Genomic DNA, 17,360 nt, shown 5'->3' with positions numbered 1-17,360 from the left:
TCGCTGCGCTAACATCTTCCTCATCCTCCTCTTCCCCGTGTCCTTGTTTAGAGGAGGACACCAGAAGTGCTAACAGTTCCCAACGCTTCCACCAAACCACGTACAGCAGCAATCATTGCGACTTCGCTGTTAAGTTGATTGATAGCAGAACCGACACCAACACCTGCTGCACCAGCAGCAACAGCAAGAGGTGCTGTGACGTTAGAAATACCTGAAGCACACAACACTGGAACTGACACCGCACGAGAAATTTCATAAGCTGCTGCTAAAGTAGGAGCAGCTTTTTCAATGAGTCCCAAAGTTCCGGGGTGAGTTGGGTTGCTGCTGGTTCCACCTTCGGTTTGGATAATATCTGCACCAGCTTTCACCAGTTCCTCTGCTAACTCTACTTGTTGATCTAGAGTCAGAATATGGGGAACAGTAACAGAAAGGATAATATCTTTGAGGAGAGTGCGGGTTTGGTGAGTCAGCGCTAAAACTTCTTCAGCCTCAAATCTGCGTCCTTGAGTGTAGAAAGAATCAAAATTACCAATTTCAATCAAATCTGCACCTGCGGTGACTGCTTGGACAAATTGCTCTGGTTCAACCGCAGAAACACAAATTGGAAGATTTGTCAAACTTTTCGCCATTTGTACTAAAGCAGGATCGGCGGCGATATCTACGAAAGTCGCACCACCGTGATGGGCTGCTTTGAGGGTTGCTGCGACGCTACGCGCATCAAAGTTATTCAAGCCGCTGATCACTTTGAGCGCACGGCGGTTGGCAAATGCACGTTGGAGGGTAGGATGCATAGTCATATTTCGTCTTTGGAAGCTTGGAAAATTAGGTTTATTCTATCGTCTCCTCGTTACTGAAAGGGTGAACGCGACTCCCTCATGAGATGATATGTCAAAAAACAGCCAAAATATAAATAGGGTGCGGAATGTAGGTTTAACAGTTATCAGTTATCAGCTATCAGTTTCATCGCTTGGGTTTAACGCTCTTCCATCACTCTCTCCAGAGGAAAAACAAGAATTGTTGCTACAGCTATAATATTCCTCAAAATTTCATCCCATTTTCATAGCGATATGAAAGACTAGTGAACAAGGGCTTACTACGTTCTATAAACAACTTGCAACAGCGACGACGTATTTAGCTAAAAAAGCACCAGACCCCAATCCCACATGGCAATATCCAAGCACGATTCTGCTTCCTAGTTACTCAAGGACACTTCAAGCGATGCAAATCTCTAACCTTTCTCAACTTTCTACGCCACTGGGTTGTGTTTCTTTGGCAATGCTGAACTTGCTGCTGCTAAATGCTCCCGTAACTGTTTTAGCTCATGGTAGCCACGGAAATGAATTTCAAGGCGCAAGCGAACCAACTGCAAAAGTTGAAGTTGAAGCAGAAACTGCCAAACGGCTAGGAATTAAAGTTGAAGCTGTTAAACAAAGGCGGTTAGATGTTGGCATTAAAACTACGGGACAGATTGAAACCTTGCCTAGTCAAAAAGTGGAAGTCACTACCCCAATTTCCGGGGCGAAAGTCATTGAGTTGTTGGTGGAACCTGGTGCAAGCGTGAAAAAAAGTCAACCCGTAGCTGTATTAACGAGTCCTGACTTGGTGACGCTGCGCGTTGAATCTCAGGAAAAACTTGCCGAAAGTAGGGCTGATTTACAACAAGCGCAAGCTGACTTACGGTTAGCTCAACAAAACTACGAAAAATATCAGCAGATAGCCGCAGCTGAAATAGCCGAAGCACAGAGCCAAGTATCATTTGCTCAAGAGAAGTACGACAAAGACAACCAGTTAGCAGATTCTGGTGCTTTGCCACGACGTGATGCTTTAGAATCCCAAACCCAGCTAGCACAAGCTAAGGCAGAACTCACCAAAGCCAGTACCCGTCGAGACGTGATTGATGCTGAAAATAAACTCAAACGTGCGAAATCAGCTGTTGAGGTAGCAAATTCACGTATTCAACTTAGTAATGCTGCGTATGAAACTCGGCTGCAACAATTGGGAAATAGCGCCAATGCTAAGGGACTGGTCACGGTGACAGCACCCATTTCTGGTAAGGTTGCTGACAGAGAAGTTACCCTGGGACAATCATTTGAGGACGCAGGTGGCAAGCTAATGACGATTGTGAATGACAGTCGAGTTTTTTCCACAGCGAACATCTATGAAAAAGATTTAGACAAAATAAAAATTGGTCAACAGGTCAGGGTGAAAGTGGCTAGTTTACCCAATCGTACCTTCACCGGACGAATTGCGCGGATTGGCTCGTTGGTACAAGGGGAAACGCGAGTCGTACCAGTACAAGCCGAACTGGATAACTCTAGTGGACAGCTTAAACCAGGGATGTTCGCCGAATTAGAGGTCATAACAGACAGAACATCCACAGCTATGTTAGCAATTCCTAGCTCTGCTGTAGTAGAGGCAAATGGTAAAAAATTGGTTTACGTGCAAAATGGTAATGCCTTCGTGTCTGCTGAAGTGACATTAGGTCAAACTTCTGGAGATTTAGTTGAGGTTAAGAATGGTCTGTTCGATGGAGATTTGGTTGTTACACAACGTGCGCCTCAACTTTATGCACAGTCTTTGAGGGGCGGTAGCAAATCTGACTCACATGAACATGAACACGGTCACGACCACTCAGAAGAAGAACATAACTCAGGTGAAGCGACGGTACAAAACAAAAGTGGAGTGCAATTGCCCTGGTGGTCAGCTATTCCAGTTGGGGGTGCGATCGCACTCACTGGTTTCATGATAGGTCGTCGTACCAAACCAGGTCTAACTCCAGTATCTCAAGGCGGTGAATCTTTCTCCAGCCCAGGTTCTGAAGTAAGGGCAGTATCTAGGGATGAATCAACAGAATTTACTGATAATCACCGTGCTACTCATCATGAGTCAAAAATTACCAATAAGAAATAAAAATAATTAATTAAGTCATAAATAAATATAAATAAAAATGCTAAGTGCAATTATAAAATGGGCAATTGCGCGTCGTTGGTTAGTCATCCTGGGTGCAATTGTCGTCACTCTTTGGATATTCCAAACAATTATCCAAATGCCCTTAGATGTCTTCCCTAGTTTTGCACCGCCTCAAGTTGAAATTCAAACAGAAGCACCAGGACTAGCACCAGAAGAAGTCGAATCACTGGTGACTTTACCTATTGAAAGTGCAATTAATGGGACTCCGGGAGTGACAGCAGTACGTTCTTCAAGTGCGTCGGGAATTTCGGTTGTCAGAACCATTTTTAACTGGGGAACGAATACCTATCAAGCGAGACAGCTAGTCACAGAACGATTGCAACAAGCTCAAAGTAAGCTTCCTGAAGGTGTGGAAACACCCCAAGTCTCCCCTACTAGTTCTCCTATTGGGACTGTATTGCAATATGCCTTCACTTCTTCTAGCACACCTTTAATGGAAGTGCGGCGTATTGTTGATTGGCAAGTGACAAACCGTCTGTTGGCTGTCCCTGGTGTAAGTCAGGTTGTGGCTTATGGCGGCGATATTCGTCAATATCAAGTTTTGGTTGACCCAGAGAAGTTAAACGCCTTTAATGTGACTTTAGAAGATGTGGCAGAAGCTGCCAAAGCTGCCAATGTCAATGCGCCTGGTGGCTACTTAATCACTCCTGACCGAGAAAGGTTAATTCGGGGTGTTGGGCGGATTGAATCTATCGAAGAATTACAGCAATCTGTCATTACTGCTCGCAATGGTACACCAGTGAAACTATTAGATGTTGCTGATGTACAAATTGGTGCAGCTATTAAACGGGGGGATGGTAGCTTTAACGGTCAAAAGGCAATTATTGTCTTGATTAATAAACAGCCTCAAGCTGATACTCCCACTGTCACCCGTGCCTTAGAAGCGGCGATGTCAGAAATCAAAGCAGGTTTACCCAAAGATATTAAAGTGACTGCTACCTTCCGTCAGGAAAATTATATCGATTCTTCTATTGAAAATGTGAGAGAGGCTTTAGTTGAAGGCAGTATTATTGTTGCCCTTATCCTCATTCCATTTTTAATGAATTGGCGCAACCTCGCTGTTTGTTTAACAGCGCTTCCATTATCTTTGCTGGTTGGGGTAATGTTGCTCAATTGGTTGGGACAAGGTTTAAATACAATGACTTTGGGAGGGTTAGCAGTCGCAATTGGTTCAGCGGTTGACGATGCAATTGTGGATGCAGAAAATGTCTACCGTTGTTTGCGAGAAAATAAACACTCTCTCAATCCACGTCCCGTTTTAGATGTGGTATTTGATGGCTGTCAGGAAGTGCGCGATTCAGTCTTTGGAGCTACCATCATTACTATAGTTGTCTTCTCTCCAATTTTTGCTTTGACTGGTGTAGAAGGAAGCATTTTTATTCCAATGGGATTGGGATATTTAGCAGCAGTGATTGCTTCTAGTCTGACAGCATTAACTGTAACTCCGGCTTTATGTGCAATTCTTTTGCCTCACGGACACCTTCCAGAAACCGAACCTTGGGTAGCAAGATTTTTTAAACGGCTTTATCGTCCACTGTTATCGTTTGCTCTACGATATTCTGCAATTATATTAGTTGTCGCTACTGCTTTGCTCATAGCCGCAGTCGTCATTGTTCCTTCCTTTGGAAGCGTGTTTTTACCAGAGTTTCAGGAGCAAACTTTGGTAAATACTATAACTCTCTATCCGGGGGTTTCTTTAGAAGCGACCAATGCAGCAGGCGAAGCACTCCAAGCCGCACTGAAAAATGACAAGAGATTTCCATATGTACAGTTGCGTTCCGGACGTGCGCCAAGAGATGAGGAAGCAGCCGGGGTGAACTTAGGACACATTGATATTGAGTTGAGTGACGAAGGGATGAAAAATAGGGAGGCGACTATAGAAAAGTTGCGGTCGGAATTTGCCAAGATACCAGGAGTTGCACCAAATATTGGTGGTTTTATTTCTCACAGGATGGATGAGGTATTGTCTGGGGTTAGGAGTGCGATCGCAGTCAAAATTTTTGGACCTGACTTAGAACAACTCCGTACCATTGGGAATCAGGTAAATGAGGTGATGAAAACCGTTGAGGGAATTGTTGATTTGCAACTTGAACCTCAAGTTCCAGTAGAACAGATACAAATTAAGTTTAACCGAGGAGCAGCTTCTCAATATGGTTTAACAGTTGGAAAACTTTCCGAAATTATTGAAACTGCCTTCAATGGACGAGTGGTGTCCCAAGTTTTAGAGAAACAACAAACCTTTGATTTAATTGTCTGGTTAAAACCAGATGCCCGTCAAAACTTAGAGACCATTGGTAATTTGTTAGTTGATACTCCCCCTCTTTCCCCCCCTTCTCAAGGGGGGGATGAAAGGAGGGGTAAAATTCCTTTAGCACAAGTTGCTGCAATTAACAATGGTACTGGTCCCAACACTATTAACCGTGAAAATGTTTCTCGTTTGATTGTTGTTTCTGCAAATGCCAGTGGTAGAGATTTGCGTTCTATTGTGAATGAAATTCAAACCAAAGTTCAGCAACAAGTACATCCGCCCTCTGGTTACTATATTCAGTACGCAGGTCAATTTGAGGCGCAAGAAAGAGCAACTCAAAATATCTTAATTTTCAGTGCCATAGCCTTTGTCGTCATTACAGTAATCATGTACTTTTCAGTCAAATCTATTCCCTCGACCGCCATGATTATGATTAATTTGCCTTTGGCATTAGTGGGGGGGATATTTTCGGTAGCTTTGACTGGAGGCGTGATTTCTATCGCTTCTTTGGTTGGTTTTGTTACTCTATTTGGAGTTGCAACCCGTAACGGGTTGCTGTTAGTAGATAATTACAACACGAAATTTTCTGAAGGAATGCCTTTTAAAGAAGTTTTGATGAAAGGGTCAATGGAACGTCTCAACGCCATCTTGATGACAGCTTTTACCTCAGCTTTGGGATTAGCACCTCTGGTAATTGAGAGTGGTCCTGGAAAGGAAATTCTACAACCTCTTTCGATAGTGGTGTTAGGTGGGTTGTTTACTTCTACAGCGTTAACTCTGGTAGTGTTACCAGCTTTATATGCTAAGTTTGGCTCTTTATTAATGCCTAAGCGAACTGTGTTATCTGTGGGAAATGGCAAGGCAGTTCAAGCAGTTTTTGAGCGATAGTTAGTACCATGTTTGGCAGCTTTTTGGTTTTTAAAAAGACCATGCAAGTGCAAAACATTAACATTGCTCAAGGGTCGGTTGTATGAAAATGCAAGTTTACTCAATTTCTCAATTCTTAATTATTCTAAATGAGGAGTCAATCAATGAAATCACTAAAATCAGGCTTGATTGTTCTAGGAACTGTGGGGCTGCTTTTGTTGGGTGCTTGTAGTAATGCAACCCAAGAAAGTAATTCAGCAAGTAACACAGAATCTTCAACCGCAACCAATACCTCAAAAACTGAGACTGCTAAATCACATGGCAAAATCGAGCATAGTGACAAAGAGCATTCTCATGGTGGTCAAGTTGTCGAGTCAGGTCAATATCATTTAGAGTTAGTAACTCATAAAGAAGACAAAGGCTCTCATTTGGATTTCATTATAGAAAAAGGTGAAAAACACGAAATAGTATCCAATGCCAAAGTAACAGCTCAAGTTCAACTACCTGACGGAACTCAGAAAACTTTAGATTTCAAATATGATGCTAAAGATAAACACTATACAGCTGCGCTTCCAGGAAACGCACCCGGTCAATATCCAGTAAAAGTTACTGCTGATATAGGCGGTGAAAAGGTAAACGGTCGATTTACTGTTAATCAATAATTTGAGCAATTGACAAGTGCTGAACTTTTAGTAATTCTACTAATTTTCGTAAATTCCCTTTAACAGGCTAAAATTTCATCCAAATTTCATTTCGCTCTGTCAAGCTATTGAGTAACAGTGTCATTCGCCTGCATATGACTCTGATGGTTGATTGACCTACCTCATTGCTTAGAGGTGCGAAATGAAAAAAACACTCATTTACGCTGCTGCTGTCACCTTGATGCTGACAGTTTCAGTTTCTAGTACTTATGCACATCCTACAACAGAATCTCTTAATTCTCCGCATGTCATTAGCTTAGTAGAATTTCCTCAAGGCATTCGCCATTGGAGGATTATCAGACACACCTTACGATTAGAAATTCCCCAACAATGCAAGGCTCTTTCCCAGCTAACTATCGAACCTCCATCTCACATAACTGTCAGAGATAATATAGATGTATCTGACCAGTCTGGTAAAAAAATTAATGCCAATGTTTCTATTAATAACAAAAAAGTTATACTAGCATTTGCTGAACCAGTTGCCCCCGGCACTATACTCACTATAGACATGAATAAGGTAAAAAAATCCGCCGCGACCACGGGTGATAAGCTATATAAAATTTTTGCAAGACTAGAAGGTAATAATGCAGAGCTACCGATTGGTGTAGCTCAACTGCGTAATTATTGATAGATAAATTTCATAAGTGTAGCTGCTTTTATGAAAGTTCTGCTAGTTGAAGATGAGCCAGACTTGGGTGCGTCAGTAGCGCGCAAATTGAGCAAGGAAAAATATATTGTTGACTGGGTTCTAGATGGAAATGAAGCTTGGAGTTGTCTAGAAAACGAATGGAGGCAATATACACTGGCAATCTTTGATTGGTTACTACCAGGAATATCAGGTTTAGAACTGTGTAAGCGCTTACGGGTTCGCGGTTACTCTTTACCCGTGCTGATGCTAACAGCAAAAGACAGCATGGCAGACAAGGTAGCTGGACTAGATGCAGGGGCTGATGACTATCTGGTGAAGCCGTTTGGTATGGAGGAACTGCTAGCGCGGTTGCGGGCTTTGCAAAGGCGATCGCCCTCCTTCCAACCTCAGCAACTTCAAGTTGGTTGTCTCATCCTAGACTACGGTAGTTGTACAGTTTCTCGTCAACACCCTAATGGTGAGTTGCAAGTTATTTCTCTAACAAAGAAGGAATTTCATCTGCTGGAATACTTCATGAAACGTCCTAACGTAATTGTTACCCGTGACCAAATTTTGAGTCATCTTTATACGTTCAGCGCAGAACGTATTAGTAATGTGGTGGCTGCTCAAATCCGACTTTTACGACGCAAACTGTCTGAATATAGTTGTGATGGTCTAATTGAAACCGTCCCTAACATGGGTTATCGTTTTAATCCTAGCAATGCAGATAAAACTGTTTCATAAGACTCGCGCAACGCTTGCTCTTTGGTATGCAGGGGTTATGGGTCTGATTATGTCCCTATGTAGTTTCGCTGTGTATGAGGTCATCATCCAAGCTTACCTGATTTCTATCAATCGGGAACTGGAGTCTGTAACAGTTACACTGCATAATGTGATAGAAGCGACTCTGAAAAAGCCAGGTCGCACGGAGCCAGTTTTCCAGTTAGTTTTACCAAATATTTGTCAAGCCGAGTCGGGTTGTCCCACCCAAAAAATCTTTAGCCACAATCAACTTGCCCACTCTGAACACGGCATTGTTGATGTTCTTTACAAAGATAAACAATATTATATCCGTTTTGTTGATACTTCGGGACGGTTGATTGCTGTAGCAGGTTTTCAACCTAACGAATTGCCGCCCCTTGTGCGAAAAACACAAGTGTGGCAAACAGTCAAGGATTCACAAAGCAATCGTTACAGTCAAATGTCTGTGCCCCTGCACACTCAAGATAATCAGCTTTGGGGCTACATACAAGTGGGACGCTCTCTTAAAGAACTTGATAGTCGTCTGGCTGCTTTAAAATTGGTTTTGGCACTCGGATTGCCTATTACGGTACTCCTCGTTGGCGGTTCTAGTTGGTGGCTAGCAGGCTTGGCAATGCGACCAATTGATAAGTCATATAAACAAATGCAACAGTTTACTTCTGATGCTTCCCATGAGTTGCGTACTCCTCTAGCAGCGATTAATGCAACAGTGGAAACTGTACTTGATATGGAGTGTCTGCCTGAACAAGAAGCCAGAGATATCCTGGCATCTATTAAGCGTCAGAATCATCGACTTGTTGAACTGGTTGCTGATTTACTGCTACTCTCGCGATTGGATCAGCGAACACTGGTGACACAATGGCTACCCTGCTGTCTCAACGTTTTGATTAATGACCTTATAGAAGAATTTTCAGCGTTAGCAAGTGCAGCTTCTTTGCAATTAACATCTTCAGTTCTATGCCATCAGCCGTTATATGTGATGGGGGACGAAGACCAACTTTTACGTTTGCTTTCTAATTTAATTGCTAATGCTATTCAATATACCCCTACTGGCGGTTACGTCACTGTTATCCTTAAGCGCAGCAACGGTGATGCAGTGATTGAAATTGAAGATACAGGAATTGGCATTGCACCGAACGAACAAAAGCGAATTTTTGACCGTTTTTATAGAGTATATAGCGATCGCTCGCGTAGCACGGGTGGTTCTGGATTGGGATTGGCGATCGCCCAGGCTATTGTTCAGGCACACAAGGGTAGCATACAGGTGCAAAGCCAACTTGGTAAAGGTAGTACCTTCATCGTTCGCTTGCCGTTGACAGATACACAGCACTGAGTTCTTCTTAATTAAGGCGATCGCCAAATTTTGATAGTCTTATCCTTACCACCACTCACCAAAGTTTTGCCATCTGGACTGAAAGCGACAGCAAAAACTTCGCTTGTATGTCCTGGGAAAGTGCTTATTTCTTGTCCTGTACTCAGGTTCCAGATTTTAACTGTACCATCATCGCTACCAGTAGCAATTTTTTCACCATCTGGGCTGAAAGCGACAGCACTCACATCAGCTACATACCCTTCAAAAGTCCGTATTTCCTTTCCCGTATTCAAATTCCAGACTTTGACAGTTTTATCATCGCTAGCACTCACTAATAATTGACCATCCGGGCTAATAGCAAGCGCATTCACATCACCTTCATGTCCTTCGAGGTTGAGTATAACTTTTCCTGTATTTAGGTTCCACACTTTGATAGTTCTGTCTGCACTGGCGCTAGCAAGCTTCTGACTGTCTGGACTAATGGCGACAGACAGAACTTCGCTTGTATGCCCTTTTAGAGTGCGGATTTCCTGTCCCGTGTTCAAATTCCAGATTTTGATAGTACTATCATAACTACCACTCGCAATTTTTAGACCATCCGAACTGATAGCAACAGAATTAATCAGACTCGAATGTCCTTTAAGAGTACGAATTTCCTGTCCAGTTTTCAAATTCCAAACTTTGACTGTGTTATCCTTACTGCCACTGACAAGAGTTTGACCATCCGAGCTAATAGCGAGAGAATAAATAATATCTTTATGTCCGTTAAGGGTACGAATTTCCTTTCTACTCTTGAAGTTCCAAAGTTTGATAGTCTTATCATCACTGCCACTAGCAAGAATCGTTCCTGGAGGGTTAAATGCTAGGGAATTCACTTCATCTGAGTGTCCAGCTAGAACTGAAGTACGCCCAAAGTTTTGCCAGTAATAAATCAGTCCACCTAACCCTAAAAGTGTAATACTACCTCCAATAAGCAGTGATTTTTTCCACTGAGTTTTTAGTTGAAGAATAGTGCTTGGAACACTTGGAAAAACTGATGACGTCAAAGAAAGACTTGAAGGTGCTCGCGTTGCACTCATCTCTGGTGGAATCACCTCTGGTTGTCGCTTTTGAAGCAAATTTTGCCAGACTTCATCGGCTGACTGGTAACGATGCTCGATATCTTTTTGCAACAGCTTATCTAGCACCTGTTCCAGTTTTAGAGATATGCGAGACTTAAGATATTGTCGCCAATTCATCACCCAAGCATAGCCGTGTTCCATGTAAAGCCCAGATGGGTGAATTCCTGTTAATAGATGAAAGCAAGTTACACCCAAACTAAATAAATCACTCGCTGGATATACACTGCCATGTCTCATTTGTTCTATTGGTGCATAGCCATAAGAACCAATAGTTGTACCTGTTTGTTCTAGAGAAGTTACTGTTAACTGTTTAGCTACACCAAAATCAATCAACACTAAATCTTCTTGAGCATTTTGGGAAGAACGACGGATAATATTTTCTGGTTTAATGTCGCGATGAATGACTTGATGCTCGTGGACAAACTTGAGAACTGGTAATAATTCACGCAACAGTTCCCAAATTTTTTCCTCACTAAAAAATCCCTCTTGTTTCAACTCGTCTCGCAAAGTTTGCCCTTGGATGAACTGCTGCACCAAATACAAGTAGTTATCATGTCTAAAGTAAGCATATAAATGTGGAATCTGCCGATGTTCTCCAAGCTGTTGCAGACGCCGCGCTTCCTCTTGAAAGAGTTCAGTTGCTTTATGCAAAGCGCTAGTTCCTTGAACTTGCGGTGCGAGCTGCTTGACAACACAATGCTCATTCAACTTGTCTTCATCTTCTGCTAAAAAAGTTCTGCCAAATCCCCCGCCTCCCAATGGTTGAATAATGCGATAGCGGTTTCGCAGCTGGGGTATGAGCTGTGTACCGCAATTGTGGCAAAAGTCTGCACCATCTGGATTTTGGGGCTTCTCGCAACTGGGATTGAGGCAGTAAATCATAAGTTAGGCGTCGCTCAGCCATCGTCATCTACTATAATCCCTTCAAACGTCTGAATTGCCAATTTTGTTAAGTTTTGCGTTCTAGAAAATGTTACATTCAGGAAAATAGTGGACTTTATTCAATTTCTTCGGCTTTGCCATTGTTTTGAATCACGTTTAACGTGGAAGCAGGCAATGCAGTGTATGACTCAAACTCACAGGAAAAATCTTTTTTGAGCGATGGCGTGGAGTGTTCACTTTCAGCGATCGCAATTTCCTTAAGTTGACACCAATCGATCCCAAACCTTTGTCAGTTGCTCTACTCGCTTTATATTAAGTTATTGATTGAGTTGTTGCAGCTGCTTCCCACTCGGCGGTTGTTGTGCTTTGCTTGGGAAAGTCATACTCACCAGCAAAGCACAATCAATGAATAAGCTTTTTACTTTCACGGCATTTTTTCTTGAATTTTTGATCTTAAAAGACTCGACACAACTTAAGTTGATGGAGTTTTTTAAGTTAGAGAATAAACTTCCTGTGTTTATTTCAATAACAACTTTAGGACTTACGCACGCGCTACTAAAAACAGTGGGTTGCGATTGCTTCCCTCCTGTCGCTGCGGACTATGATTACGTTGTTCGTGCGTAAGTCCTGAACTTTAGATAACTTTTCACGATATGGATTAATAGATTACAAAAGTCATCGTATCTTTCTCATGGAATAGCGAGCACTAAGAGGAGTCTGTTGAAGTCAAAAATGTCATACTGAGTTCTTCGCAAAGCGAAGGAACTGATAGCGTAGTGAAGTCTCTTAAGACTACGCCTCTAAATCTGGATTCTATGTCTTTGCGCTTATGTTCCGCAACGCTTGTCTAAGAATGACAAAATATACCTTTGAGATACTTTTTAGACATCCTCTAATGAAAACGTATCAATCTGACTATTTCATCTTAAGGAGTCGTCGTATAGATAGATTTAAAATTGAGACCAAATTGGCACAATCCTTTTGAAGAGTGAGACAAAAAATGTCTGTAGTTTCAAAAACATTAGTATCTGCTAACACAGCGATTTTAAGTTTTATATTAGTTTTTTCAAATCCTGTTTTTGCGTGGGAGGTTCAACAGGAAAAAGCATTTGAACAACTTGAAGTTGAGGAACCAACAGAACTTCAAACTCCCTCGGTTTCTCAACTTTCAGACGTACAAACTACAGATTGGACATTTCAAAAATTGCAATCTTTAGTTGAGCAGTATGGTTGTACTGTGGGATATCCTGATCGTACCTATCAAGGTGATCAGGTGATGACTCGTTACGAATTTGCTGCAGCATTGAATGGTTGCTTAAACAAAGTTTATCAACTGATAGAAAATCAGGTTTTTCAACTGACTTCTGTTGAATTTTCTACTCTCCAACGTTTACAAGATGAATTTGCTGTAGAGTTGAAAACTTTACAAAATCGGGTAGAAAATTTAGAAGCCCGGAGTGCAAAAATAACAGCCAATCAATTTTCTACAACAACTCAATTAAGTATTTCTGCTGTTTTTGCTGTTAGTGATGTGATCGGAGATAGCGCTGATAGCAACCCTGATACCAAAATCGACTCTAATTTGACATTGAACTATCGCGCTCGAATAAATTTCCTTACCAGCTTTACAGGCAAAGATAGATTGCTTGTGCGTCTGCAAGCTTCTGATAGAATCCCAAATTTCAATGCTGCTACTGGCACAAACATGACGCGACAATCTTTTGAAGTTGGAAATACAAATAATAGTATTTTTCTCAATTTATTAGAATATCGGTTTCCTGTCGGTGAAAATCTAAACCTTTATCTTTATGGTAATGCTGCCTCTCACCATTACTATGCCACAGTTATTAACCCATATTTTGCTAGCTTTGGAGGTGCGAAAGGTTCACCTTCACGATTTTTAGAACGCAATCCAATATACCGTATTGGGAATACGACAGGTAGTGGTTTTGCTGCTGTTTACAAAGTGAATGAATCTCTCAGGTTAGACTTAGGTTATCTAGCACAAAATGCTGAAATATCGACTGGTGCTGCTGGATTATTTAATGGCACTTATAGTGGTTTAGCTCAGCTTTCTTATAAACCAGTCTCCAACGTTGAAATAGGATTTTTGTATGTACATAACTACTCTGCCAATGGGGACTTATCGCATCGAACAGGTAGTACTTTCTCAAACATTCCTTTTGGTTCAGGTGTGCCACTCACATCTAATTCTTATGCTACTGGGGCTTTGTGGAGAATATCGTCTCGGTTTGCTGTGAGTGGATGGTTTGGATATACTAATGCTGAACGAGCAGATGGTGTGAAGGATCATGCTGACATTATCAATTACGCTGTTAATTTCGCTTTTCCTGATTTCTTGAAAAAAAATGCTATTGGTGGATTAGGCTTTGGAATGCCACCAAAAGTCATTAGTAATACGATTACCGCACGAGAAGATACAGCAACAGGATTGCATTTTGAAGCATTTTATGAGTATCCTTTAACTGAGAATATTAAGATAATTCCAGGTGTTATGTATCTCACAAATTCTAATCATAATAATGTGAATGGTGATATTTTTGTAGGCACATTCAGGACTATATTTAATTTTTAATTTGTATTCTACTCATTTTAGACTCATTTCTAATGATAGCTGAACTATCTGTATCATTTGTGAGATTGTGTCAGTTTGACGTGAAAGGTATGCTGCTTTGTCAGCATACCTGTTTTTCATCTTTTGTTTTGTTTAAATCCCACTAACGTATTTGGTCAAATTTGGAATCATCTGGGGTATCACGCTTAACTTCCTCTATTTGACCAACTTCAAAAATCAAAGTGAAGGGCTGACCCATTTCTTTTTTTAAAAATTCTTCTAAAAGCATCACTTGTCTTGGTGTTACAGGTTCCTTAGCACGAACACTTAAACGAACTTCTGGTGGATGAGTTAGCCAATTCACATCACTATTAAGTAATATCACTCGCTGAAAAGTCACCGTTCTATTTAATAGTGCCCTTCTAAGACTGACTTCAAGTTGGGCTTGTCTGATTAACTGAAAAAAGCCTGCGCTTAAAGGAATGAGGAGTATTGCTGTAAAAGCTAGTGTCCACCCAAGAACTTTACGGGCATGCTTCAATGGAGTGTAACCAGTAAGCAAAAAAGTCAGCATACAAGAAAGCGTAATTCCCAACAAATTAGTTAAATAAAGAAGGGTTGCACCGAGACTCAGCGCCAAATTTCCTTGTGATAAACCCAAGCCTACAACACATATCGGTGGCATAAGAGCAACAGCAATGGCAGTACCAGCTAGAGAACCAGAAATTTTTGGCTGAACTTTAGCAAAACCACTAATTCCTCCGGCTGCTACTGCAATTCCTAAGTCAAGCAAATTAGGTTTAGAACGACTGATAATTTCGCTGCCAAATTGTGGAAGCCCCACAAAATAACCAATCAACAAAGCTAAAGTCATGGCCAAAGCTGTTCCTATGATAATCGCAGTGAAAGCTTTACGAAAAAGGACAACATCGCCTTCTAAAGCTCCAAAGGCTAGCCCCCGAATTGGTAACATCAACGGAGCAATGATCATTGCACCGATGATGACAGCGGCACTATTAGAAAGCAATCCCAACGTGGCAATGACACAGGAACCCAAAATCAATACAAGATAATTAATATCTATACTTGATTCTTCTAAGAGTCCGCTTCGTATTTCCTCTAGTTCCTGCTGTGCGACTCTCTTGTTTGTGAAATTATTAAAACGTTGACGAATATCATTGATGTTTGGCAAAATAATATCCCTCGTTTTGATCAGTGATCAGTGATCAGTTTCATCCTTGGAGGAAACACCAGATCAATTGGTCGTTCGTCACAAGATGTGCCGCAAGCATAGGCATTGGTGGTGAAGGGGCGCTATGCAGTCTGTATGGATTCCTTCAAAAAATATTGTTATCTTCTGGACTAGAAATCATATTTTGTAAATTAATTCATCTAGCTAGAGTCATAACATTAAAAAATCATTTTCTTCACAGTAGGCAAAGTAAATTGTGTCACAAAAAGTGACTCATAATAATACTTTGTTAAAAAAAATTATGTATTAATCCAAGATATGACTGACCATAGGTAGAGAAGTTTTTTTTAAGTTTCTATTAACATAAGCACCATCTCTATAGCAAAAAGGTGTAATGAATTTTCAGAAATCAGTATCAGCAGCATGGGTAAAACTTCAGGCAATGCTTGATGGTTTTATCATTATGCTGCCTAATATTGTGTTGGCATTGATTGTCTTTGCATTATTTTGGTTTGCAGCTAGGATAGTTCGGTTTGTTGTCAGACGCCTTACTAGAAGATATCGCCATGCACGTAATCTGGGGCTAATTCTTGGACGTTTAGCACAGGGAGCTATCATCTTACTGGGTCTATTCATATCTTTATCGATTGTCCTTCCAACATTCCAAGCAGGAGATTTAGTTCAACTATTAGGTATCAGTGGTGTAGCGATTGGTTTTGCTTTCCGTGACATTTTGCAAAACTTTTTAGCTGGTATCCTGATTCTTTTAACTGAACCATTCCAAATCGATGACCAAATTATCTTTAAAACCTTTGAGGGAACGGTAGAAAACATTCAGACACGTGCTACAACAATTAGAACCTACGATGGTCGCCGCATCGTGATTCCCAATGCGGAACTGTTCACAAATTCGATCACTGTGAATACTGCCTTTGAGAACCGCCGCTTGGAGTATGATGTTGGCATTGGTTACGGTGATGACATTGAACGGGCGAAGGAGTTGATTCTCCAGGCAATGCATAGTGTAGATGTGGTCTTGAAAGACCCGGCTCCTGACGTGCTGGTGATGGAACTTGCTGAAAGTACAGTGAATATCCGCGCCCGATGGTGGATTGCTCCCCCGCGACGGGCAGATAGTCTGGACTCACGGGATCAGGTTCTGAGCGCTATTAAAAATAAGCTAACAGCCAACGGTATTGACTTACCCTTCCCAACGACACAAATTTTGTTCCACGATCAGACAGAAGAAACAGATGGCATTCGCTCACGTCAACGTGAAGGGTGGCCCGCAGGATCGGGTGAAGTGCCAAAGCCACGACGAATCAGTGATGCTCTTAGGAAGCTTGCCGAAATTCGAGCACAAAGAAATGGTTCTGAAGCAGAGGGCAATGGCGATCATCGCATTGGAAGCAGAATCGAGGAATTATGAGCCGCTTTCGTCGCTTTCGCATGACTGGCGTCATTTTTGCCATGACTTTGATGCTTATATTGGCATGGTTTTCAACGAGTCCAATGCCAGTACAAGCCCAAGCCAGACCAACATCTGTGATTACACTGGATGGTCGCCGACTATTTGAAGTCAGTGAAGCTGGACAATTTAGTGCCGAAAACCGCGCAGCTGATGCCAGATTGATTTTAAAACAGGTCGTCCGCTCCACTGAACCGGTAAAGGTGGAGATTGTAGAAAGCAATCAATTACCTGTTATTCAGGTTAATGGTCGTCACCTGCTAACGATCACCCAACAAGACACTCCTCCTGGCAGGACAACGCAGGAACAGGCGCAAATCTGGGCGCAACAAATCACTGAAGCTATTTCGCAAGGTCAAGAAGAACGAAGGTTAGGTTATCTGTGGAGGGCGATATTATTTACAGTCTTATCTGTGTTGAGTGCGATCGCTCTCCATTTAGTTTTAGGTTGGATTTGGCGCTCTTGGTTCCGAAGACTCGTTCCCAAGGAAGCTAATAACCCCGATACAGGAGCGCAACCCAAAGGAATTGAATTATTTTTACAACTGACACTCTCGTTAGTGCGTGCAGGATTGTGGCTAGGGCGTGTTTTCAAACTATAACCACAAAATAATGGAGGCGAGCGTAATCATAG

At 41.7% G+C, this 17,360-nt stretch carries 13 protein-coding genes; 10 read left to right on the top strand and 3 right to left on the bottom strand.

Features of this window, described 5'->3' with window-relative positions:
- Window positions 1-47: 47 nt before the first annotated feature.
- On the bottom strand, window positions 48-797 hold the full coding sequence (locus DP117_RS20755; RefSeq protein WP_169220152.1) for a DUF561 domain-containing protein: 750 nt from the start codon (window positions 795-797) through the stop codon (window positions 48-50).
- An 88-nt stretch (window positions 798-885) separates the two neighbouring features.
- Between DP117_RS20755 and DP117_RS35475 the strand changes: the two genes are divergently transcribed.
- From DP117_RS35475 to rppB, 7 genes are all read left to right on the top strand, one after another.
- Window positions 886-1,032, top strand: a complete 147-nt coding sequence (locus DP117_RS35475) for a hypothetical protein (protein WP_211176238.1) — start codon at window positions 886-888, stop codon at window positions 1,030-1,032.
- 186 nt (window positions 1,033-1,218) lie between these two features.
- Window positions 1,219-2,910, top strand: coding sequence for an efflux RND transporter periplasmic adaptor subunit (locus DP117_RS20750; RefSeq protein ID WP_169220151.1), 1,692 nt, complete (start codon window positions 1,219-1,221; stop codon window positions 2,908-2,910).
- A gap of 37 nt (window positions 2,911-2,947) precedes the next feature.
- Window positions 2,948-6,106: an efflux RND transporter permease subunit gene (locus DP117_RS20745; protein ID WP_169220150.1), complete on the top strand. Its 3,159-nt coding sequence runs from the start codon at window positions 2,948-2,950 to the stop codon at window positions 6,104-6,106.
- Window positions 6,107-6,249: 143 nt separating this feature from the next.
- On the top strand, window positions 6,250-6,747 hold the full coding sequence (locus tag DP117_RS20740) for a hypothetical protein (RefSeq protein WP_169220149.1): 498 nt from the start codon (window positions 6,250-6,252) through the stop codon (window positions 6,745-6,747).
- 181 nt (window positions 6,748-6,928) lie between these two features.
- Entirely contained in the window at window positions 6,929-7,414 is a 486-nt protein-coding gene (locus DP117_RS20735; RefSeq protein WP_169220148.1) for a DUF2808 domain-containing protein, read from the top strand.
- Between the two features lie 30 nt (window positions 7,415-7,444).
- Window positions 7,445-8,158 (top strand): two-component system response regulator RppA, encoded by a 714-nt coding sequence (rppA, locus tag DP117_RS20730; RefSeq protein ID WP_169220147.1) that lies wholly within the window; start codon window positions 7,445-7,447, stop codon window positions 8,156-8,158.
- Window positions 8,136-9,509, top strand: a complete 1,374-nt coding sequence (rppB, locus tag DP117_RS20725) for a two-component system sensor histidine kinase RppB (RefSeq protein ID WP_169220146.1) — start codon at window positions 8,136-8,138, stop codon at window positions 9,507-9,509. The genes rppA and rppB overlap by 23 nt, the downstream gene beginning before the upstream one ends.
- 11 nt (window positions 9,510-9,520) lie before the next feature.
- Here the strand turns inward: rppB and DP117_RS20720 are convergent, their stop codons facing one another.
- Window positions 9,521-11,491: a serine/threonine-protein kinase gene (locus tag DP117_RS20720; protein ID WP_169220145.1), complete on the bottom strand. Its 1,971-nt coding sequence runs from the start codon at window positions 11,489-11,491 to the stop codon at window positions 9,521-9,523.
- A 1,000-nt stretch (window positions 11,492-12,491) separates the two neighbouring features.
- Here DP117_RS20720 and DP117_RS20715 point away from each other — a divergent pair.
- Window positions 12,492-14,087 carry an iron uptake porin gene (locus DP117_RS20715; RefSeq protein ID WP_169220144.1) on the top strand — a complete coding sequence of 532 codons (1,596 nt, stop codon included), beginning with the start codon at window positions 12,492-12,494 and terminating at the stop codon, window positions 14,085-14,087.
- Between the two features lie 142 nt (window positions 14,088-14,229).
- On the opposite strand, the gene DP117_RS20710 is transcribed toward DP117_RS20715, so the two are convergent.
- Complete coding sequence (locus DP117_RS20710) at window positions 14,230-15,258, bottom strand: TIGR00341 family protein (protein ID WP_169220143.1); 1,029 nt, start codon at window positions 15,256-15,258, stop codon at window positions 14,230-14,232.
- A gap of 394 nt (window positions 15,259-15,652) precedes the next feature.
- On the opposite strand from DP117_RS20710, the gene DP117_RS20705 reads away from it, so the two are divergent.
- Complete coding sequence (locus tag DP117_RS20705; protein WP_169220142.1) at window positions 15,653-16,687, top strand: mechanosensitive ion channel family protein; 1,035 nt, start codon at window positions 15,653-15,655, stop codon at window positions 16,685-16,687.
- The gene (locus DP117_RS20700; RefSeq protein ID WP_248277751.1) at window positions 16,684-17,328 is read left to right on the top strand and encodes a hypothetical protein; all 645 of its coding nucleotides are present in this window, start codon (window positions 16,684-16,686) and stop codon (window positions 17,326-17,328) included. Before DP117_RS20705 ends, DP117_RS20700 begins: the two co-directional genes overlap by 4 nt.
- Window positions 17,329-17,360: the final 32 nt, after the last annotated feature.

It is taken from the genome of Brasilonema sp. UFV-L1, from assembly GCF_012912105.1.
Classification (GTDB): domain Bacteria; phylum Cyanobacteriota; class Cyanobacteriia; order Cyanobacteriales; family Nostocaceae; genus Brasilonema.
This window is presented reverse-complemented; position numbering and strand designations above follow the sequence as displayed.